Source organism: Acinetobacter sp. G11 (assembly GCF_049808495.1).
Lineage (GTDB): Bacteria > Pseudomonadota > Gammaproteobacteria > Pseudomonadales > Moraxellaceae > Acinetobacter > Acinetobacter kookii.
In genome coordinates, this window is sequence record NZ_JBNCAT010000002.1 from 43947 (window position 1) to 66203 (window position 22257).

Below are 22257 nucleotides of genomic sequence, written 5' to 3' on the forward strand. Positions count from 1 at the left end.
TAACTTTCACTTTTGCTTTATAATCAAATTTAATTCACAGATTTTTGATTGCATCAGGGCACATGTTAATTCGTAAGTTATTTAAGTTTGAAAATGCTCATATTGTGCGAAATTGCACATCGGACCGCTGTAAGCGTTCAATTCATGGTCATAGCTATAAAGTTGAATTGTTGCTCAAGGCGTCCAGGCTTGATCATGGTCAAATGGTATATGACTTCGGATTATTAAAAGGGGTGATCAAGGATATCTTTGACAGTTTTGATCATGCAATCTGCTTCTGGCAGCATGACGATGCTGAATATATTGAGGCGTGCAAAAAATTTAGTGCACGTTGGGTATCTTTACCTGTTTCACCCTCTGCAGAACAGTTTTCACGTATTTTTTTCTATCTGGCACAGCAAGTGCTGGCTTCGACCATTACCCAAAATGGGGAAGGCGACGTGGAGGTTTATTCGGTGATTGTGCATGAAACCGATACCGGTTATGCACAAAGCTTTATCGAAGATATTGAAAATACGCAAATGGGTGTGCTTAGTCTTGACCAGATTGTGTTTTCTGAACAGGTTCAAGTGGAGTGGGCAGATCCTAAAATGTATGAAAAATTACAACAAGGCATGAAATTCCAAAATCCAACCGTCGATCTTCAAGTACACATTTGAAGACAATAAGAAAGTTTGGTCTGGTCGAAAAAATTAGGAAGCAGGTATGTCTTTAACGGAACAACAGCAAGCTAAACTCGATAAAATCCAGTTGGATGCAAGTTGGAAAAATGCATTAAGCGATTTCTTGCTGAGTGCGAAAATGGATGATTTAAAACAGTTTTTACTGACTGAGAAACATGCAGACAAAATTATATATCCCCCTAATTCCCTTATTTTTAATGCCTTAAATACAACACCTTTCAACCGTGTTAAAGTCGTTATTTTGGGGCAAGATCCATATCATGGGCCCAATCAGGCACATGGATTAAGTTTTTCTGTGCAAAGAGGGGTTGCATTACCGCCATCTTTACGTAATATTTTTCATGAATTAAACACCGACTTGGGGATTCCTGTTCCCAAGCATGGCGATTTAACCCGTTGGGCTGAACAAGGTGTGTTATTGCTCAATGCGGTATTGACTGTTGAGGCTGGACAGCCGACATCACATCAAAAACGTGGATGGGAGGACTTTACCGATCATGTGATTGATGCTTTAAATGAGCAGTGTGAGCATATTGTATTTATCCTTTGGGGAGCCTATGCACAACGTAAAGGACAACGTATCGATCAAAATAAACACCTGGTATTAAAAGCTGCACATCCTTCTCCTCTGTCAGCAAATCGTGGTGGTTTTTTTGGTTGTAAAGTATTTTCAAAAGCAAATAATTATCTGAAACAAAATGGCATTGAGCCGATCAATTGGCAGCTGGACGCATGACACAATCTCCTGAATTAAAAAATTATCATCCTGATCTCATTGTAGAAGAAGCCATCAATGGCTGGCGCATTGTTCGCCTGAACCGGCCGAAATCTCTACATGCTCTAGATGAATCTATCGTTACCGCACTTTTGGAAGTGTTCCAAGATTTTCACCATGATGATGCGGTAAAAGCGATCTGGCTGGATTCAACCACCCCGAAGGCTTTCTGTGCGGGTGGTGATGTGCGTAAACTTCGTCAGCTGGTGATTAATGATGAAGTTGCAACGGCAAATAAATTCTTTGAACAGGAATATGCACTGGATTTATTGCTGCATAACTATGCCAAGCCGGTACTGGTGTGGGGTGAAGGTTATGTGATGGGTGGTGGTCTGGGCCTGTTTATGGCTGCACCATTTCGTCTGGTGACGCCTTATTCACGTTTGGCAATGCCTGAAATCAATATTGGCCTGTATCCGGATGTCGGTGCGACACGCTTCCTGGCAGACCGGGGAGCAATTGGCCTGTTTACCGGTTTGACCGGTTCAATTATGACCTCTGCCGGTGCCTATGGAATTGGCTGGGCAACCCATATTTGCGATGCGCAGCGTGACAATGTGCTGGATAAAGTGCTGAATATCGATTGGGGACATTATCCGGCAGGGGATTTTCGTGCCATTGATGACACTTTAAACAGTATGCACCGTCCAGTGGGTCCGGGTCCCTTACAAAATTCACTCGATGTCATTCATAGTGTTTGCCGCGGGGTGAACTTTGAACATGACTATGAATCTATTATTGGCCTCAGTGATGCACGCAGTGACTGGCTTCGTCAAGCCAGTGAAAATCTGCAAAAAGGTTCGCCTACTACAGCGGCATTAACCTGGCTGCTCTGGCAGTGGGGCAAGCGCGTTCATTCCTGGAATGAAGTTTTTGAGCTTGAAACGCAGATATCCAACTGGAAGATTCGCCATCCTGATTTCGTTGAGGGTGTGCGGGCGCGTCTGGTCGATAAAGACCTCTCTCCGGAATGGGTAAAAGGCAGTGATTTCTCTTTAAAAACCATCTTGTCGGATTGTCCGCCAGTGACCAATATTCAAAGCTGGAATGATCTGTTGAAGCATTACGGGATCATCAGTTAACCCTATGACTGATGTTACACAACTGACTGATGAATACTGGATGCAGTTTGCTTATGAGCAGGCTGCAATTGCCGCTTCAAAACAGGAGATTCCTGTGGGCGCGGTAATCGTCAGTCAAAACCGGATTATTGGTGCAGGACATAATGCACCCATTTCTTTAAATGATCCGACCGCCCATGCTGAAGTTCAGGCCTTGCGCCAGGCCTGTACAAATCTGAATAACTATCGATTACCTGAAGATGCGGTGCTTTATGTGACCTTGGAGCCTTGTACCATGTGTGTTGGGGCTTTGATTCATGCACGGGTTTCCAAGGTCGTGTTCGGTGCAACTGAACCGAAAGCAGGTTCCTTAATGAGCGTGCGTCGATTATTTGAAACAGGGTATTACAATCATGTTTTTGAGTATGAGGCAGGTTGTATGCAGGAACAGTGCTCCCAGCAGCTCAGCAATTTTTTCAAGATGCGCCGTGAGCAAAAGCGATTGCAGAAATTACAAGAAAAATCTCTAAATGATCAAAATCATTAATTCAAATCATGTAAACTATAATGACAATGAGTATTGTCAATAAAAATCAGGATAAGTCATGAATTCTATTCAAGTAAAAAAAGAATTTAACGCACCCGTCGATCAGGTTTTTGATCTGTTATCCAAGCATGCGACCTACAATGTAGCCTTTGCACCAATTCAGGTTGAACGGGTTAAAGATTCCAGTGATCCTGAGCGTCCGGATGGGGTGGGTTCGGTGCGTCGTATGGGTTTTGGTCCCATCAAGCCTTTACGAGAACAGATTACCCTGCTGGAACCGAACCAGCGTATCGAATACCAGATTGTGAAGAATCCTTTGGTGAAACACCATTTGGGCATTATCGAGTTCGAAGCCAAAGCTGCCGATAAGACCCTGGTCACCTATACCATTGAATTGCAGGCACGTGCACCTTTTATCAGTAAATTAATCCTTGCACAGCTTAAATCTGCGATTAAACTAGGTTTTTCAAAATTAGCTAAAACTGTATAGCGTAAAGTGGAAAATTAATGACAGTTCAAATTATTACCATAGATGGGCCGAGTGGTTCTGGAAAAGGCACACTTGCGGCTAAACTGGCAGCACATTATCAATTTCATTTGCTTGATTCAGGTGCTCTGTATCGTCTGCTCGGGCTGTCATTACATCAACAGGATTTACTTGATTGCCTGGATTCCGAACTGGAGCAGTGCGTTAAAATTGCAACAAATTTAGACATAAAATTTATGACGACTGAATCGGGTACCCGAGTTGAGCTTGATGGTGAAGATGTGACTCAAACCATCCGTACCGAACGGGTGGGAGAGTTTGCTTCAAAAGTTGCGGTAGTTCCAGAACTTAGAGCAGCGCTATTGGAGCGTCAACGTGCATTTGCACAAGCTCCGGGACTGGTTGCCGATGGCAGGGATATGGCAACCTCCATTTTTCCGGAAGCTCAAGCCAAGATTTACCTGACGGCATCGGCTGAATCCCGAGCGGAGCGACGAGTAAAGCAGTTGCAGGCTATGGGGCTAGATGTTAAAATAAACGACATTTTAGCTAATATACAAGCTCGAGACAAACGTGATATGGAGCGCACCGTCGCACCACTCAAGCCAGCAGCAGATGCTTATATTATCGATAGTTCTACATTGGGCATTGATGAAGTATTCAAGTTGATGACCACCTTTGTTGACCAGCAATTAGCCAATTAAAGAATTTTCAGCTAAAGCATAGCTTGATCAGTTTATTACGGACTATGTGGAAGCTTAATTAAACCGGCCTTGTCTGATCCAAGACCGCTGACTTTATCAGGTATATCATGACCGAATCTTTTGCAGCCCTCTTTGAAGAAAGCGAATTAAACCTCAACGTTGAAAAGGGTGCAGTCATCCAAGGCGTTGTAGTAAACATCGACTCTGACTGGGTAACAGTTGACACTGGCCTTAAATCAGAAGGTATCGTTGACCGCGCTGAATTCTTAAACGACCAACGTGAACTTGAAGTTCAAGTTGGCGATACTGTTGACGTTGTTGTTGAAGCTCTTGACAACGGTATGGGTCAAACAGTTTTATCACGTGAAAAAGCGAAACGTGCTGAAACTTGGACTAAACTTGAAAAAATCTTTGAAGACGGCGAAATCGTTACTGGTGTTATCTCTGGTAAAGTTAAAGGCGGTTTCACTGTTGACATCGGTCCAGTTCGTGCGTTCTTGCCAGGTTCATTGGTAGACACTCGTCCTATCCGTGACACAACTCACCTTGAAGGCAAAGAGTTAGAATTCAAAGTAATCAAACTTGATGCTAAACGTAACAACGTTGTTGTATCTCGTCGTGCTGTTATGGAAGCTGAATCTTCAGCTGACCGTGAAGCTCTTCTTGCTCAGCTTGAAGAAGGTCAAACAGTTACAGGTACAATCAAGAACCTTACTGATTACGGCGCGTTCGTTGACCTTGGTGGTATCGACGGTCTTCTTCACATCACTGACATGGCTTGGAAACGCATCAAGCACCCTTCAGAAGTTGTTGAAGTTGGACAAGAAGTTACTGTTAAAGTACTTAAATTCGACCGCGAACGTAACCGCGTATCTTTAGGCCTTAAACAATTAGGCGAAGATCCATGGTTAGCGATCATGAACCGTTACCCTAAAGGTTCTATCGTTAAAGCACGCGTAACTAACCTGACTGACTACGGTTGCTTCGCTGAAATCGCTGAAGGCGTTGAAGGTTTAGTACACGTTTCAGAAATGGACCACACTAACAAAAACATCCACCCATCTAAAGTTGTTCAGATTGGTGACGAAGTTGATGTTATGGTTCTTGAAGTGGACGAAGAACGTCGTCGTATTTCTTTGGGTATCAAACAAACTCGTGCTAACCCATGGGAAGAGTTTGCTAAAGACCACGACAAAGGCGAAAAAGTTTCAGGTACAATCAAGTCAATCACTGACTTCGGTATCTTCATCGGTTTACCAGGTGGTATCGACGGTCTAGTTCACTTGTCTGACATCTCTTGGAACGAACAAGGCGAAGAAGCGATCCGTCGTTACAAGAAAGGTGACACTGTTGAAGCGGTTATCCTGTCTGTAGATGCTGAAGGCAACCGTATCAGCCTTGGTATCAAACAAATGAACAGCGATCCGTTTAACGATTTCTTGGCTGCTAACGAACGCGGTGCGCTTGTTAAAGGTACTGTAACTGCAGTTGACGCTCGTGGCGCGACTGTTAAGTTAGCAGACGAAGTTGAAGCGACTCTTAAAGCATCTGAAATCAACCGCGACCGCGTTGAAGATGCAACTAAGTTCCTTGAAGTGGGTCAAGAAGTTGAAGCTAAAATCATCAATGTAGACCGTAAATCTCGCTCTATCAACTTGTCTATCAAAGCGAAAGACGAAGCTGAAGAAAAAGAAGCGGTTGCTAACTTGAAAACAGCTGCAGCTGGTCAAGACAATGGTCCTAAGACTATTGGTGATTTGATCAAAGCTCAAATGGGCAACTAAGTAGAGGTGAAAATGTATTGTTAATGTAAATTAACTAATACTTTTTACACAAATACTGTAAACGGTAGCGTAGTATTAACTTATTACGCTACCGTTTTGTATTTAAACAGGTTATTATCGTTTCATCTACAAAGTAGCTTGATAATTAAAGAGGTCGCAGATGACTACGGAAGCACTGAATAAGTCTGACTTAATAGAGCGAATTTCACTAAAAAATCCACACTTAGCAGAGCCTTTAGTTGAAGAAGCTGTTAAGATTATGATTGATCAAATGATAGCTGCATTATCATCTGATAATCGTATTGAAATTCGGGGTTTTGGCAGTTTCGCTTTGCATCACCGTGATCCACGTGTGGGGCGTAATCCTAAAACAGGTCGATCTGTTGAAGTAGCTGCAAAAGCGGTTCCGCATTTTAAACCTGGTAAAGCATTGCGTGATGCAGTAAACGAATCTGCACAGTAATAAAAAATTTATGGGGTGTTTATGCGTTACGTTTTAGTCGCATTACTCATTGTACTTTTTGGCTATTCATTAGCACTTGTACTACAAAACGGTACTGAACTTTCGGTAGACCTGCTGTTTACGCAGGTACCTGCAATGCGTTTAGGTTTATTGCTGTTATTAACCTTGGCATTAGGTTTGGTATTGGGTTTGTTGTTAGGGGTTCAAATTTTCCGGGTATTTCAAAATCATTGGGAAATTAAGCGTCTACGTAAGGACATTGAGCATCTTCGAAAAGAACAAATACAGGCTGCACAGTTGGCGGCAGCTGAGGCAGCAGCCCATAGCAGACATGAAAAAACAGTTTTAGACATTCATCCGAATGATCGTTCGTCTAATCCCTTGTAATTCTGTATGTTGGCGATAATTTTTAGGTTTTAGCCGCCAGCTTGAAACCGAAAGATTGAATCAATTTTAAAACACCCTAAGGTAAATGCTTCAGGGTGTTTTTTTATCTATATACGTTAATCTCATCATGAAAATTCAAAGCAATAATTTTGATTAACTAATTTTTTATCACTTTGTTAAAGCTGGGAATACCTTTTATAATAGGCTTTCTTTTTTGTCTGAGCGAAGGTAAGTCTCTTGAGTATCATTGTTGCACTGGATGCTAAAAGCCAATATGACGCATTAACGATTGCAGAGCAGTTAGACCCTGCATTATGTCGGGTGAAAGTTGGTAAAGAGTTATTTACGCATGAAGGCCCAAGTGTGGTGAAAGCATTGCATGACAAGGGTTTTGAAGTTTTCTTGGACTTGAAGTTTCATGATATTCCCAATACTACAGCTCAGGCGGTATGTGCTGCAGCAGACTTAGGTGTTTGGATGGTGAATGTGCATGCATCTGGTGGTCGCAAGATGATGGAAACCTGTGTAGAGCGCTTGAAAGCGGGTAATTATAATACCCAGTTGATTGCAGTGACTGTGCTGACTTCAATGGGGCGTGAAGATTTAAAAGATATTGGTTTAGATGTTGAGCCATTTGAGCAAGTAAAACGTCTTGCAAAACTCACTCAGGAGAGTGGCCTGGATGGCGTGGTCTGTTCTGCTCAGGAAGCCAAAATGCTGCGTGAAACTTTGGGACAGCAATTTGCTTTAGTGACCCCGGGAATTCGTCCAGAAGGTTCTGCGGCTGATGATCAAAAACGTATCGTAACGCCGAAACAGGCTATGCTGGATGGTTCTACGCATTTAGTGATTGGTCGTCCAATTACCAAGTCGGAAAATCCGCGTCAAATGCTGAAAGATATTTTGGCAACTTTGTAAATTTTACACCCTCTCCCTTGCGGAGCAGTGCTCCTCATCTCCCAATGGGAGAGAGAACGTCCCACTATTATAAAAATGGACAAGCCTTCTCCTCTTGCGAAAGGACTTAGATGAGTAATGCCAGTCAGTTAAGAAATTGACTGGCTTTTTCTTTTTAAATTCATGACTGTATTTGATATGCGGAAAAGTCATCCGCAACTGTTTGAGGTGGGGCTACATAAAAATGATTGTTTCTGCGATAAATTTGCGAGTTGATAGTGGCTGATGAGTTTTGCGGTGAGGAGCATTGCTCCGCAAGATGCCTTTGGTCTTACGAAGCAATGCTTCTCAGGGCGAAACCAAAGTAACAAATGAGCTGCAAGGATTTGATTTAAAACGGTAAGACTCCGCCATGAATTACTAAAAAATTAAAGAGTTTATTTCTCAACTCCTTAACTGATTAGCATTACTTAGATGAGGGATAAATATGAAAAATTAAATCGCCGCCAATATACTCACCACTACAGGTGCCAAGACTGACAAAATAAAGCCGCTGACCATGGCGTGTGGAATAAAATCATTGCCACAGGCCTGTTTGACCATGGGCAAGGTGACATCCATTGCTGTCGCACCTGCAGAAGAAATTGCAGAACGTGGATAACGCCAACCAATCATATACATCAACACAATCGCCAGAATTTCTCGGAACAGGTCATTCATCAGTGCAATACTGCCAAGATGGGTATTTTTGAGTTCAGTGACCACAATGCCGGTCATGGAATAAAAGCCATAACCTTGGGACAGCATGATGAGATCTTTTAAGCTGATGTCCTGAATCAGTGTCGCTGTAACGAAAGCACCCAGTAGTGAACCGACTATACAGCCGAGCGGTACCAGTAAAATTTTCCAGCTCAACCAGGAGTGGTCTAAGGGGGAATAGGCGAGATCCAGGCCAATCAAGAACATGAATACCAGCAATAAATTCCAGGTACTGATCTGTAAGGTGTAGCCCATGCTGGTTACAGATTCAGACAGTGCATAACCGAAGCCCAGGGCAATAAAAGCATAGCTGATATTGATGAGGGATTTGCTGACCAGGTTTATGGATACTTTGCCGTGACTGGGTTGATACCCCAAGAGCTTGAATAACACATAACAGCAGAGGAATGCACCGATGCTGGTAAGTAGGGCCAAAACAGCAGCATAATTCAGAATTTGCCAAGGCTGAGCAATCGTATGCAATGTTTGCGTAAACTCCATGGCAATCGCAATCAACAGAATATAAGTAAAATAGGGCAGCGTCCTAAAGGCAAGATGTTCTAGCCACGAAGGTAAACGTTTTGCCAAAACAAATCCGAGTGCTAAACAAATGAGTAACTGGAAAATCAACCAAAAGGATTGCATAAAGAATTAAGCAGCGAATAAATACCTGCCTATTATGAGCCTTAATGATTTAGGCTGCACGACTTCCAGCTGTTTTATTTAGCAGACGAAAATCAGCAGGATTAAGCTTCTTGGTCTGTAGCCAGTATTTCCAGGTATAGGTTGGCCACAGGGCGAAGTTTTTGCCACCATCTTGTTGATACCAGCTCACACAACCCGATTGCCAGACTGTGCCATCCAGCCATTTTTGTACACGCTGGTTGAACTGGTCCTGTGCCTGATCTTTGACCACAATGGCATGACTCTGCGTGTTTTTGAGCAGTTCAATCATTTGCAGAATATAATTGACCTGAGATTCAATCATAAAGATCACGGAGTTGTGTGCCAAAACAGTATTGGGTCCCAGCAACTGAAATAAATTCGGAAAGCCTTTGGTGCTGATGCCATAGTAACTTTCTGCACCGTCTTTCCAGGTATCTTTAAGTTCCTGCCCATGTTCGCCAGTACAACGAAAGGATTTTAAATAAATCCGTGGATCGGTAATAAAGCCGGTTCCATAAATTAAGCAATCAATCTCGCGCGCTTTGCCATCCTTGGTAATGATGCTGCTTTCGGTTAATTCCTGAATAGCCTCGGTCACCAGTTCAACATTGCCTCGGTTAAAAGCGGGGTAGTACTTGTTGGATACTAAAATACGTTTGCATCCCATAATGTAATCGGGTGTCAGTTTTTGAACCAGATTTTTGTCTTTGACCTGAAACTTGATAAATGCTTCTGCCAGTTTTTGGGTGTATTTCATCACTGCAGGTTGAACTATGGGAACCACACGAGATTCGTTTGACCAATATAGGCGTGCCCGATGCAGCTTTCTGAACCAGTCTAGTTTTTTGAATAATTTCTTTTCAATATTGAAATAGCGGCGTTCATCTCTGGGAATGACCCAAGCCGCAGTACGCTGCAACACATAAAGTTGCTTAACTTGAGCTGCAATTTCTGGAATGTATTGAATTGCACTGCCACCTGTGCCAATGGAAGCAACATTTTTGCCTGTCAAGTCGTATTGATGATCCCATTGTGAGGAATGAAAAACTTTACCCTGAAACTTTTCAATGCCCTTGACATGTGGGATATGTGGCACATGTAAAGGGCCGGATGCAAAAACCACGAATTGAGCAATCAAAGTCTGCTCATTATTCAGGCTAAGTTTCCAGTCGCAACTTTGTTCATTGTATTGAGCAGCCAAAACTTCACAATTGAACTGGCAGTACTTTTCTAAATCATAATCGGTCATTAAATCTTGTATATATTTAAAGATTTCAGGTGCTTCAGCATAACGTTTTGACCAGTCGCTTTTGGGTGCAAAAGAAAGGGAATACATATGGGACTGGACGTCGCAGGCAGCACCGGGATATTGGTTGTCGCGCCAGGTTCCGCCTGCATCAACAGCTTTTTCCAGGATCACAAAATCATGCATATTGCTTTGTAGCAGACGTATAGCCATTGCCAAACCGCCAAAACCTGCACCAATAATGGCAATCTTTGTTTGTACTGGCATAGGCTGGGGCTGGGCTTGAGCATACATATTTTTATTAGCCTTATGACTTCTATTTTTTTATAGGTTATAGCAAGGCTGAGATCACTGACATGATAGCCATGACAAAAAAATTGATAGTTTCGGCAATTTGCAAGCATGAAAAATTATAGTAAAAATTGAGAGGTTATTTTGATGTGATCCTGCTATGAAACGTTCAATTCTCGGCTTGATGTATTTAATTCAAGGCATGCGTAAAGCTGGGATTGATGTTGATCCAAAACTTCAAAGTATTGGATTGCGCGCGGATGCATTGGATCCGAGCTCAATTATTCATCCAGGTCTGGAATGGGATGTGCTGAAAGTCATTGGGCAGGATGTGGCACCAGAAAAAGGTCTGTTCATTGGCCAGCATTATGCACTTGCCGGCTATGGTCCTTTACTGATGTTGCTGGTTAGCAGTGAAAATATCCGTACTGCTTTAGAGCAGGGGATTCGCTATCAGGCATTAACCCATTTAACAGGCGTATTAAGCCTAAAATATAAAGCACAAAAGGTGGTTTTGTGTTACGCACCTGAAGATTTAAACAGTGAGCTTGGACTGTTGCGAGCACAATGTGAAATTTCAGGAACTTATAAATTTATTCAGGATCTGTATAAAATGATGGGCTTAAGTATTCCCCGAATGCATATAGAACTGCCATTTGCACAGCCTGAAAATCAGCAGGCTTTAGATATTTATCAGGAGTACTATGGTGCTGAATTGCAGTTTGCTGCCGAGTCTGCGGAATTCTGGTTTGATGATGCCGTGTTAAATGTGCAGATCCCTTCAGCAGACAAAATGACCTTTAATCTTTATGAAAGCAAATGTATTGCTGAGTTGGAGCGGTTGAAGGGAGATGAATCCGTACCTGCGCTGGTGCAGCGTGTACAGGGTTATCTGGAACTACAAGAAGGGGGGATGCCTAGCATGGCGGAAACAGCACAAGCCCTGCAAATTCCGGAGCGCACCTTGCGGCATCAATTGCAACAGGTGCAAAGCAGTTATAAACAGATACGTGAACAATTGATTAAAGACAAGGCATTAAGATTAATGGAATATAAAGAATATTCCATTGAAATGATTGCAGAATTACTGGGTTATTCGGAGCCTGCAGCTTTCAATCATGCCTTTAAGCGCTGGTTTGGTCACAGTCCACGGCAGTACTTTAAGTAGTTTAGTAAATAGCCTAAGTGTGTTAATGCCAAAGTGTTATATATTCCATCTCAATCTTCGCTATACTTTCAATAGCCTAAAATAGTATTCAATCATATGTCAGATTTAAATTCTAAGCACAGTACAGCCTTTATCCCTTTGTCACCTGCGGAGCGCTATGCACAGGCCATCGCATCTGGCCAGTTCATGCCGGATGATGCACAGGCGCAGGCTGTACATGAATTGGATCGTGTTTGGCAAGAATTGATTCAGCGTTTTAAAGCTTCAAAAAAAGCGTTCCGCCGTTTCCGTCGCCAAACTTCACCAAAAGGCGTATACATGTGGGGTGGAGTTGGGCGAGGTAAAACCTGGTTAATGGACCAGTTTTTTGAATCGATTCCGTTTCGCCGTAAAATGCGCATGCATTTTCATCATTTCATGCAGCATGTACATCGTGAGCTGAATAAGTTGTCAGGGCAACGTAATCCGCTGGATCAGGTTGCAGACCAAATTTACCAGCAAGCGGTGGTGATCTGTTTTGATGAATTCTTTGTCTCCAATGTCACGGATGCCATGATTCTGAGCGAGTTATTCCAGAAGCTGTTTACCCGTGGCATTACCTTGGTGGCGACTTCAAATATTGCGCCGGATGGTTTATATAAGAACGGAATCCATCGTGACCGTTTTATCCCGACCATTGAAATGGTGAAAAAACATTGCGTGGTTCTTAATGTGGATGCTGGCGTTGATTATCGTTTGCGTGTGCTCAAGCAGGCACAATTGTTTAAGCATCCATTAACGCATGATCACAAGCTCTGGATTGCCCAGCGTTTTAGCGCTTTAACCCAGACCCAGACCCAGTCACAAGAACCGATTATCATTAATAACCGTATTGTGGAAACCATTGGTCATACCGAAGATGTGTTGTGGTGTGAATATTCGGAGCTGTGTTTAAAACCGCGCAGTCCGGCTGACTTCATTGAAATCGCTAATATTTATAATACGGTACTGGTCAGTAATGTGCCGCATTTGACCGATTACCTGTCGGAAGGCACACGCCGTTTTATTTATCTGGTAGATGAGTTTTACGATCGTGGTGTCAAACTCCTGCTGACCTCGGAAGACAGTATTATTGATATTTACCAGGGCGAGAAACTTGCTTTTGAAATTGAACGCACGCGTTCACGTTTACTGGAAATGCAGTCCGATGAATATCTGAATTCTGAACATCGACAAATACAGGGGTCGGCCTCGGAAGCAAGCTAAAGATCAAGCGCCTAAACAGGCGCTTTTTTTACATAAATAGTTTGAGTATTTTATCGACATTTTGTTCTATTCATGGCTTAATCTTTGCTTGACAGCTATGAGAAATACAGCTTTTGGGTGGTTTTAAAGCAAAATTCTGCACTTAAGTCTAATTTCGACATTTTTAAAACTTTATAAACTATAAAAAGGTATTCAGGCAAATAATAATGTTGCATTGGTGATCTTCATTTTTTTAAATGATGTATATATTCATTTATTAGAAAATGATCATTATTTAGGAATGTGATAGTACTATTCAGCTAGGTATAAATCGGTATACTAGAATCTCTTGTTATAAAAAGTAGCAATATCAGGAAAGACAATGACTGCACGTATTCAAAAAGGCAAGTTAGCGATTGCTAAAGAACTTTACGATTTCATCGAAAATGAAGCACTACCAGGTTCTGGTTTGGACAGCGAAACATACTGGAAAAACTTTGAACAAGTCGTTGTCGATCTTAGCCCAAAGAACAAAGCACTATTGGCTAAGCGTGACGACCTTCAAGCTAAAATTGATGAATGGCACCGCAACAACAAATTTGAACTCGAAGCTTACAAAGCTTTCCTTACAGAAATTGGCTACTTATTACCAGAAGTAGAAGATTTCCAAATCAGCACAGAAAATGTAGATGAAGAAATCGCATTATTGGCTGGTGCGCAATTGGTGGTTCCTGTGCGTAATGCACGTTACTGCTTGAATGCTGCGAACGCTCGTTGGGGCTCTTTATACGATGCGCTTTACGGTTTCGACGTGATCTCTGAAGAAGGTGGCGCGGAAAAAGGTAAGGGCTATAACCCGGTTCGTGGTGCAAAAGTTATTGCATTTGCTAAAAACTTCTTAAATGAAACCTTCCCATTGGCAAATGGCTCACATGCCGATGCAACCAAATATGCGGTTGAAGGCAAAAAATTGGTTGTGACGCTAAAAGATGGTTCAACCACAACTTTAGCAAAAGAAGCTCAATTTGTAGGTTTCAATGGTGATGAAGCTGCACCAACTGAAATCGTACTTCTAAACAATGGCTTGCACGTTATTGTTGAAATTGATGCAACCAGCCCGATTGGTCAGACTGACGCTGCTGGCGTAAAAGACCTCGTGCTTGAAGCTGCTGTAACAACCATTCAGGATTTGGAAGACTCTATTGCAGCGGTAGACGCTGAAGAGAAAGTTGAAGGCTACCGTAACTGGTTAGGTTTAATGAAAGGTACACTGTCTGAATCAATCGAGAAAAACGGTAAAACCGTGACTCGTACATTGAACCAGGACCGTACCCACAAAAACCTGATTGGTGGTGAAACGACGCTTCACGGCCGTTCACTCATGCTGCTTCGTAACGTGGGTCATTTAATGACAAACCCTGCGATCCTGGTAGATGGTCAAGAGATCTACGAAGGCATCATGGATGCGTTAATCACGCCATTGCTGACTTTTGCAGATATCAAAGGCGAAAACACGATCAAGAACTCGCGTAAAGGTTCGATGTATATCGTGAAACCAAAAATGCACGGCCCAGAAGAAGTTGCATTTGCAGTTGAGCTATTTGAACGTGCTGAACAGGCGCTTGGCTTACCAGCGAAGACCTTAAAAATCGGGATCATGGATGAAGAACGCCGTACATCTGTGAACTTGAAAAACTGTATCGCTCAGGCGAAAGACCGCACCATTTTCATTAACACGGGCTTCATGGACCGTACAGGCGATGAAATCCATACTTTCATGGAAGCTGGTCCATTCGTTCGTAAAGGTGAAGTGAAGTCACAAATCTGGTTCCCGGCATATGAAAACCGTAACGTGATGATCGGTCTTCAAGCAGGTTTACGTGGTAAGGCACAAATCGGTAAAGGGATGTGGCCAAAACCAGATATGCTTGCAGATATGTACAAAACCAAGATTGAGCATCCGGAAGCGGGCGCAAGCTGTGCATGGGTACCGTCTCCATCTGGCGCGGTGATTCACGCGATCCATTATCATCAATGCAACGTGTCTGAGCGTCAAAAAGAATTGTTGAATACTCAGCCGTTATCATTAGATGACTTGTTGACACCGCCTTTAGCAACAGATACCAACTGGTCTGAAGAAGAGAAAACCAAAGAACTTGAAAATAACCTTCAAGGTATCTTGGGTTATGTTGTTCGTTGGGTTGACTTGGGTGTAGGTTGTTCTAAAGTTCCTGACATCAACGATGTGGGTTTGATGGAAGACCGTGCAACATTACGTATTTCTTCTCAACACGTTGCAAACTGGTTACGTCACGGTATCGTAACCAAAGAGCAAGTTGAAGAAGTATTCAAACGTATGGCGAAAATTGTGGACGAGCAAAATGCAAACGATCCGCTTTATACGCCAATGGCTCCAGCATTCAATGGCTATGCTTACCAGGCAGCTTATGACCTGGTATTCAAAGGTGGTGAACAGCCTTCTGGTTATACTGAACCGCTACTTCATGCAGCACGTTTGAAGTTAAAGGGTTATACAGGTGACTAATCTTGTGTAGTAAAAAAGCCTCTTCGGAGGCTTTTTTATTGTCTAAAAGTTACGAAATTCTTTTTACACTGGTGCTTTGGGAGATTAGGTTTTACATTAAATATAAAGCCAGCATGATAAAAAGGATGAGGTATGCAAGCTTATCAATTTTCCGATCAGCAATTTATTGCAGGGCACTGGCTGAAGGGAACTTCAACGCATACGCTGAATAATCTCAATCCTTATACTCAAGCACTTATTTTGAAATTGCAGGCTGCAAGCCTTGTCGATGTGGATAGTGCTTATTCGGCAGCGAAAGGGAGTTTTGCTACATGGTCGCAAACCTCAACCTCCGAGCGTAAAAGCTTCATCCTCCGGGTTCTGGATATAATCAAAAATAGACGTGAAGAAATCATCCACTGGCTCATTCAGGAATCCGGCAGTACACGTTTCAAAGCCAATATTGAAGTAGATGCAGCATTGGGCATTATCAATGAAGCCATGACATTTTCTGAAAGAATGAACACCCAGGAATTGCAATCGATCGATCCTGATCGCAAAAGTTATGTAATCCGGAAACCTTTGGGTGTCATTGCGGTAATTAGTCCCTGGAACTTTCCCTTTCACCTCAGTATGCGTTCTGTGATTACAGCTATTGCGATAGGAAATTGCGTGGTGTTAAAGCCTGCAAGTGATACGCCTATTACAGGGGGATTGTTGCTGGCCAAGATTTTTGAAGAAGCAGGTCTCCCTCAAGGAATATTCAGTGTAGTTGCGGGTTTAGGCAGTGAAATAGGGGATTACTTTGTTGAGCACGATACACCGAAACTGATTTCATTTACAGGTTCAACTTTGGTAGGAAAACGTGTCGGGCAACTGGCTATTGCTGGCAATCATCTCAAACGTATTGCGCTGGAATTGGGCGGTAATGCACCTTTAGTGGTGCTGGATGATGCTGATCTGGATCTGGCGGTGGAACTGGCTGTAATAGGACGTTTTTTGCATCAGGGACAAATTTGCATGAGTACCAATCGAGTGATTGTCGATGCTAAAATTTATGATACTTTTGTTGAAAAACTGGTCATTCGGGCTAAGAATATTGCCTATGGTGATCCTCAGCAAGAGGATACCCTGATTGGCCCGATGATTAATGTCGCGCAAGTTGAAAAAATCAAACAGATTATTGCTCAGGCACTACAAGAGGGAACCAGACTCATTGTAAGGGGAGAAATTCAAGGCAATATTATTCCACCCCATATTTTTATTGATGTAAATCCAGAGTCCTGCTTAGCCCAAGAAGAAAGTTTTGGTCCCGTCTTGCCGATCATTAAGGCTCAAGATGAAGCCGAGGCTTTGCGTTTGGCCAATGACACAGCCTATGGACTATCCAGCGCAGTATGTACTTCTGATTTAGAACGCGGAACCCGTTTTGCAATGCAGATTGATGCAGGGATGACGCATATCAATGCCATCACCGTGGCAGATCAACCGAATGCACCCTTTGGCGGGGAGAAGAATTCAGGCTTGGGGCGCTTTAATGGACAGTGGATATTGGAAGAGTTTAGCCGTACACATTGGTTAACGCTACCGCATAGTACAGTAAAGTAAAGTAAAGTAAAGTAAAGTAAAGTAAAGTAAAGTAAAAAGTATCTCATACAAGCTATAATAGAGTAAGTTTTAATTTATATCTGGTTTTATGTGCGCTAATTTTAAACCGCTTAATTTAAAGCAGCTACGTGATTTGAATCTTCCTGATATTCCATTTGACTATCCGGATGAGGTCTATCCAAATTATGAGTTGCCCTTGCTGTTCAAATCAGCTCAAGGTTTGGGATGGCGTAAGGTTAGGTTTGGCATGGTACCGAAATGGGCGGAAGACAAAAGCATTGCCCTGAAAACATATAATGCTCGAAATGAAACATTGCTCCAAAAACCGACTTTTATCAATGCTGCTTCAAAATGCAAATTTGGCGTGATGCCGGTGAGTGAATTTTATGAGTCGAAATATATAGAGAACAAGCCGCAACGCTGGGGGGTACGCCGAAAGGATGGACGGGCTTTTTATATTGCAGCGCTCTATGAGATTTGCCGAATCGGAGATGAAATTATTCGTTCAGCAACCATGATTACGATGGATGCCATTGATCACCCCATGATGAAAGATTTTCATGAACCTGGAAATGTGAAACGCTCGGTGATTATTATTCCTCATGAGCGTTTAGATGAATGGCTAAGCTGGAACTCCCCAGATATTCGTTGTTTTGTAGAAGGGTTTCCAGAGGTTGAGTTTGAATGCTCACATGTTCCAAAAGCAAAAATTGAAAAAATGAGCCCCCAGCTGAATTTTTTCGATTAAGCCTCGATTATTACGATAGATTTTTAAAAATCTGTTTAAGGGTTTCCATCATTTTTTCAATTTGTAAAGGAGTTAGACCCTCGTAGGACTGTTCCAGAATAATATTACTCAGATCCTTAATTTTCAGGGTCATTTGTTGTCCTTTATCAGTTAAGACTACTCGGGTAATACGGGCATCATTTTCACATGAATACGTTTCAACCAGTCCTTCATCTTTTAGGCGATAGACGATTTTGGTGGTGGTCGACATTTTGGACACCACCATTTCGGAGAGATCGGATACGCTGGCATGCGGCTTGGATTTTAGAGAAAGTAAAATACGGCGACGCGAATTGTCCAGGCCATATTTTTTCAGGGCATGGTCTAGTTTTTTTACACCTTGCGCATGAACTTGAGTAATCCAGTAGTAGGGAAATTCTTCTAAATCAAAATTTTCACTGGATAAAAGTAAAAATTTACTATATTTCTTGGTCATTTTCTTATTTTTCCCCATTGTTTTAAATTCAACTTTTAATTTATTACCGTAATATTTTCGTAAAAAAATAGAATAAAATGTATTAATTTTGTATTTTTTCGAAGTCTAAAATAGAAAAAGTCAGTATTTAACCGAAATTTAAAATTAAACTATCGTGATAAATTTTTAAAAATATGTTGCAGACTTTCCATCATTTTTTCAATTTGTAAAGGGGTTAAACCGTCAAAGGACTGTTCCAGAACCACATTGGTCAGGTCATTAATTTTCTGCGTCATTTGATCTCCTTTCTCGGTTAACACTACGCGGGTTATGCGTGCATCATCTTCACAAGAATAAGTATCAACTAGACCTTCATCTTTTAAACGATAGACGATTTTGGTGGTGGTCGACATTTTGGACACCACCATTTCTGAGAGATCTGACACGCTGGCATGCGGTCTAGATTTTAAAGCGAGTAAAATACGACGACGTGAATTGTCCAAACCATATTTTTTTAATGCATGATCAACATTTTGTACGTATTGAGCATGGACTTGGCTTACCCAGTAATAGGGGAAATTTTCCAAATCGAAATTATCTGTAGACGGTAAAAATTTACTGTATTTTTTTGTCATCTGTATTTTCTCCCCAGAAATTGTTGTAATTGTATTTTATTATTGTAACTTATTTTTAATGAATTTAAAGAGAAAACAATATATTTTACAATATTGTAAAGTAAAACTAAAAAATAATTTTGTTGATTTGTGAATTCAACCCAACTTAATGGGCTAAATTTCTAAAAATATATTTTAAACTTTCCATCATCTTTTCAATTTGCAGGGGAGTGAGGCCTTCAAAAGATTGTTCCAAAACCACATTGGTCAGGTCATTAATCTTATTGGTCATTTGTTGCCCTTTATCCGTTAAAACCACTCGGGTAATACGGGCGTCATCTTCACATGAATACGTATCCACCAGTCCTTCATCTTTTAAACGATAGACGATTTTGGTGGTGGTCGACATTTTGGAAATGACCATTTCAGACAGGTCTGACACGCTGGCATGCGGTTTGGATTTTAGCGACAGTAAAATGCGGCGACGTGAATTGTCCAGACCATATTTTTTCAAAGCGTGATCTACATTTTGTATATATTGGGCATGCACTTGAGTGACCCAATAATAAGGAAAATTTTCCAAAGAGAAATCTTCAGCAATGGAAGGTAGGAATTTGCTGTACTTTTTAGTCATGGAGAAAAGCCTCCCTAAGATTGTTGTAATTTTAATTTGTTGAAAAGCGTCTTATTTAAATAGAATTTTGCCAAACAACACACATTTTTATTGATATTAATATATATCAAGTTTTTTATATTGCAATAAGCAAACTTATTAATGTAAGTTTCCTTACAAAAAATAAAATTAAGCCGGATCGTTGAGTCCGGATATGCTGCAGGAGGCTTTATCTTGATGAAATCTGGCAATATCCTGAGTTGAGCAAAATTTACACTTCTACCCGGACCTGAGGATTTGGATAAGTTCTGAAAATAACCTTGCTGTAAGGATGCCATATTGGGAGTGAGCAGCCAGGACATTTTAAACTTTTGGCAATTACGAACGCTCATCGACCGCACCTGACATGAATTAAATAAGAAATCTAAATTAAGCTAGCCCTTCATTACTGGTTGAGGGCACATTTTGGAAATTATCTATACGGTCAATACTTTTCATTGGTTAGAGTAACACGTGCTGTAAATGTGTTGCCTGGAGTGGAAGCTTGTTGGGTTGAATTTAGCTCTCATTGATTCAATTCAATCATCCTGGTTCTCTTTTATTCGGGTGAAAAAAGCTTCCGAGGCTGCTCTTGCTAATAAGAGAAACTGATATTTTATTAAAGTTAAATCAGATAAAGAGATGAAGTAAAGGCGTCAAAATAGGCCGAATTGTATATCTGGCTAAGAGTAAAGCGCTAACAATACAAAAATTTAATTACAAATTTAACAGATTGTGCATAATAAATTTGTCTATTGTTGAAAAGGTCACTTATATGGATCCCTCGTCGTGCCGGTTTAAATTTTTTTTTAACCCAATTCGTGAAAACGGAGATATGAACTAATGGAGTTTTTGTTAGATCCGGGAATTTGGGTGGGTTTACTAACCCTTATTATTTTAGAAATTGTTTTAGGTATTGATAACCTTGTCTTTATTGCCATTTTGGCAGAAAAACTTCCTCCTGAACAACGTGATAAAGCACGTGTCATTGGTCTTTCTCTCGCATTAATTATGCGTTTGGGGCTTCTATCCGTTATTTCTTGGCTAGTGACACTCACAAAACCCATTATTGAAATTGCAGGTCTGTCCTTCTCGGGTCGGGATTTGATTTTACTCTTTGGTGGATTATTCCTGGTCTATAAAGCCGTGACCGAACTGCATGAAAAAATGGAAGGCAAGATTGAAGTTCAATCGACATCCTCAGTTGTTTATGCCGGTTTTTGGGCGGTAGTAGCGCAAATTATAGTCTTGGATGCAGTCTTCTCCCTGGATTCTGTCATTACCGCAGTGGGGATGGTGGATAATATTTACGTGATGATGGCTGCTGTGACCATTGCCGTGATTGTCATGTTGATTGCTTCTAAGCCATTGACGGCATTCGTCAACCGCCATCCGACTGTCGTCATCCTGTGTTTAAGCTTCCTGTTACTGATCGGGATCAGCCTGATTGCCGAAGGTTTTGGTTTCCACATTCCTAAAGGTTATATCTATTCAGGTATTGGTGTGGCTATTCTTATTGAAGCCTTTAACCAGTTTTCAAAACGCAATGCTACAAAGCATGAATCCAAAATTCCATTACGGCATCGTACCGCAGATTCCATCCTGAAATTGATGGGTGGTAAAGTGGAAACCATGGCTGATAGTGCACAACACTTTGAAGCACAAGAAACCTTTGCTGATGAAGAGCGTTACATGATTGGGGGGGTATTAACCCTGGCAGAAAGATCAGTTGCCTCGATTATGACTCCGCGAAGCCAGATTTCCTGGGTGAATCTGGATGACAGCGCTGAAAAGATTCGTGAACAGGTACTTGCTGTACCGCATAGCTTGTTTCCAGTTTGTCGTGGCAACCTGGATAAGGTTCTGAGCGTGGTTCGTGCTAAAGAGCTCCTTGATGTACTGGAAGATCCAGAACAGCTCAAGGCTTTAATCAAACGTCATCGTCCAATTTATATTTTTGAAAAAATGAAAGTCATCGATGCCATTAATACCTTGCGTAGCTCGAAAGGTTCATTGGTATTGGTGAGTGACGAATTTGGTAATGTGCAAGGCCTGATTTCTCCTCTGGATGTATTTGAGGCGATTGCTGGTGAGTTTCCGGATGCCGATGAGCAGCTTGATCTGGTCAAAATTGATGACCATACCTGGAAAGCCTCTGGCATGCTTGATGTGTATCAGCTGGAACTGGAGCTGGGCATGCTGGATTTGGTTGAAGAAGAGGCTGGTTATATCAGTCTTGCGGGTCTGATTCTGGAAAAAACTCACGGTAAAGTCAGTCTGGGAGCTAAACTGGAATATCGCGGCATTTACTTTGAAGTGACTGAACTGGAAGAGAACCGGATTAAATCCGTGCTCATTAGCTATCCTTAGAGAGTATGAGTAAGTCGCGTTGAATAAAGTGGATGATTTAAGATTTAAACCAGGGATGGATATCTTTTAATCCACTCTTTTGACCAATCGGAAAAGCCTGACAGACTTGATCTGTTGGGCTTTTTTATTGTGCTTTACTGTTATA

General features: G+C 41.7%; 21 protein-coding genes. 16 read left to right on the top strand and 5 right to left on the bottom strand.

Translation table 11 applies throughout. The features are described from left to right. Window positions 1-62 precede the first annotated feature (62 nt). The 10 genes from ACPUEY_RS01085 (at window position 63) to pyrF (ending at window position 7809) form a co-directional block, all read left to right on the top strand. Window positions 63-659, top strand: a complete 597-nt coding sequence (locus ACPUEY_RS01085) for a 6-pyruvoyl trahydropterin synthase family protein (protein WP_092818355.1) — start codon at window positions 63-65, stop codon at window positions 657-659. 46 nt (window positions 660-705) lie between these two features. Then, the gene (gene ung / locus ACPUEY_RS01090) at window positions 706-1419 is read left to right on the top strand and encodes a uracil-DNA glycosylase (protein ID WP_086195473.1); all 714 of its coding nucleotides are present in this window, start codon (window positions 706-708) and stop codon (window positions 1417-1419) included. Further along, entirely contained in the window at window positions 1416-2540 is a 1125-nt protein-coding gene (locus ACPUEY_RS01095) for an enoyl-CoA hydratase/isomerase family protein (protein ID WP_425120827.1), read from the top strand. Before ung ends, ACPUEY_RS01095 begins: the two co-directional genes overlap by 4 nt. A gap of 4 nt (window positions 2541-2544) precedes the next feature. Beyond that, window positions 2545-3066: a tRNA adenosine(34) deaminase TadA gene (gene tadA, locus ACPUEY_RS01100; RefSeq protein WP_425120828.1), complete on the top strand. Its 522-nt coding sequence runs from the start codon at window positions 2545-2547 to the stop codon at window positions 3064-3066. Between the two features lie 58 nt (window positions 3067-3124). Further along, window positions 3125-3556, top strand: coding sequence for an SRPBCC family protein (locus ACPUEY_RS01105; RefSeq protein ID WP_425120829.1), 432 nt, complete (start codon window positions 3125-3127; stop codon window positions 3554-3556). A 17-nt stretch (window positions 3557-3573) separates the two neighbouring features. Further along, window positions 3574-4257 carry a (d)CMP kinase gene (cmk, locus tag ACPUEY_RS01110; protein ID WP_425120830.1) on the top strand — a complete coding sequence of 228 codons (684 nt, stop codon included), beginning with the start codon at window positions 3574-3576 and terminating at the stop codon, window positions 4255-4257. Between the two features lie 107 nt (window positions 4258-4364). Next, window positions 4365-6041 carry a 30S ribosomal protein S1 gene (rpsA, locus tag ACPUEY_RS01115; RefSeq protein WP_086195468.1) on the top strand — a complete coding sequence of 559 codons (1677 nt, stop codon included), beginning with the start codon at window positions 4365-4367 and terminating at the stop codon, window positions 6039-6041. Between the two features lie 160 nt (window positions 6042-6201). Next, window positions 6202-6504 carry an integration host factor subunit beta gene (locus tag ACPUEY_RS01120; protein WP_086174991.1) on the top strand — a complete coding sequence of 101 codons (303 nt, stop codon included), beginning with the start codon at window positions 6202-6204 and terminating at the stop codon, window positions 6502-6504. Window positions 6505-6525: 21 nt separating this feature from the next. Then, window positions 6526-6891, top strand: a complete 366-nt coding sequence (locus ACPUEY_RS01125) for a lipopolysaccharide assembly protein LapA domain-containing protein (protein ID WP_131274578.1) — start codon at window positions 6526-6528, stop codon at window positions 6889-6891. A gap of 237 nt (window positions 6892-7128) precedes the next feature. Further along, window positions 7129-7809 (top strand): orotidine-5'-phosphate decarboxylase, encoded by a 681-nt coding sequence (gene pyrF / locus ACPUEY_RS01130; protein WP_261181413.1) that lies wholly within the window; start codon window positions 7129-7131, stop codon window positions 7807-7809. A 474-nt stretch (window positions 7810-8283) separates the two neighbouring features. Here pyrF and ACPUEY_RS01135 read toward each other — a convergent pair whose 3' ends face one another. Both ACPUEY_RS01135 and ACPUEY_RS01140 read right to left on the bottom strand, forming a co-directional pair. Continuing rightward, complete coding sequence (locus ACPUEY_RS01135) at window positions 8284-9192, bottom strand: lysine exporter LysO family protein (protein ID WP_261181414.1); 909 nt, start codon at window positions 9190-9192, stop codon at window positions 8284-8286. Window positions 9193-9241: 49 nt separating this feature from the next. Beyond that, window positions 9242-10753 carry a flavin-containing monooxygenase gene (locus ACPUEY_RS01140; RefSeq protein ID WP_425120831.1) on the bottom strand — a complete coding sequence of 504 codons (1512 nt, stop codon included), beginning with the start codon at window positions 10751-10753 and terminating at the stop codon, window positions 9242-9244. A gap of 157 nt (window positions 10754-10910) precedes the next feature. Here ACPUEY_RS01140 and ACPUEY_RS01145 point away from each other — a divergent pair, with 157 nt between their 5' ends. From ACPUEY_RS01145 to ACPUEY_RS01165, 5 genes are all read left to right on the top strand, one after another. After that, a complete protein-coding gene (locus tag ACPUEY_RS01145; RefSeq protein ID WP_425120832.1) occupies window positions 10911-11918 on the top strand; it encodes an AraC family transcriptional regulator ligand-binding domain-containing protein in 1008 nt (335 codons plus the stop codon). A 96-nt stretch (window positions 11919-12014) separates the two neighbouring features. Next, entirely contained in the window at window positions 12015-13163 is a 1149-nt protein-coding gene (gene zapE, locus ACPUEY_RS01150; RefSeq protein WP_261181417.1) for a cell division protein ZapE, read from the top strand. A gap of 361 nt (window positions 13164-13524) precedes the next feature. After that, window positions 13525-15687, top strand: a complete 2163-nt coding sequence (locus tag ACPUEY_RS01155; RefSeq protein WP_261181418.1) for a malate synthase G — start codon at window positions 13525-13527, stop codon at window positions 15685-15687. 132 nt (window positions 15688-15819) lie between these two features. Then, complete coding sequence (locus tag ACPUEY_RS01160) at window positions 15820-17274, top strand: aldehyde dehydrogenase family protein (protein WP_425120833.1); 1455 nt, start codon at window positions 15820-15822, stop codon at window positions 17272-17274. An 88-nt stretch (window positions 17275-17362) separates the two neighbouring features. Then, window positions 17363-18022 (top strand): SOS response-associated peptidase family protein, encoded by a 660-nt coding sequence (locus ACPUEY_RS01165; RefSeq protein WP_425120834.1) that lies wholly within the window; start codon window positions 17363-17365, stop codon window positions 18020-18022. Window positions 18023-18032: 10 nt separating this feature from the next. Here the strand turns inward: ACPUEY_RS01165 and ACPUEY_RS01170 are convergent, their stop codons facing one another. The 3 genes from ACPUEY_RS01170 to ACPUEY_RS01180 form a co-directional block, all read right to left on the bottom strand. Further along, a complete protein-coding gene (locus ACPUEY_RS01170) occupies window positions 18033-18497 on the bottom strand; it encodes a MarR family winged helix-turn-helix transcriptional regulator (protein ID WP_092818340.1) in 465 nt (154 codons plus the stop codon). A 149-nt stretch (window positions 18498-18646) separates the two neighbouring features. Beyond that, complete coding sequence (locus ACPUEY_RS01175) at window positions 18647-19111, bottom strand: MarR family winged helix-turn-helix transcriptional regulator (protein ID WP_425120835.1); 465 nt, start codon at window positions 19109-19111, stop codon at window positions 18647-18649. 145 nt (window positions 19112-19256) lie between these two features. Continuing rightward, the gene (locus tag ACPUEY_RS01180; protein ID WP_131274568.1) at window positions 19257-19724 is read right to left on the bottom strand and encodes a MarR family winged helix-turn-helix transcriptional regulator; all 468 of its coding nucleotides are present in this window, start codon (window positions 19722-19724) and stop codon (window positions 19257-19259) included. A gap of 861 nt (window positions 19725-20585) precedes the next feature. Here ACPUEY_RS01180 and ACPUEY_RS01185 point away from each other — a divergent pair. After that, window positions 20586-22112 carry a TerC family protein gene (locus tag ACPUEY_RS01185; protein ID WP_425120836.1) on the top strand — a complete coding sequence of 509 codons (1527 nt, stop codon included), beginning with the start codon at window positions 20586-20588 and terminating at the stop codon, window positions 22110-22112. Window positions 22113-22257 lie beyond the last annotated feature (145 nt).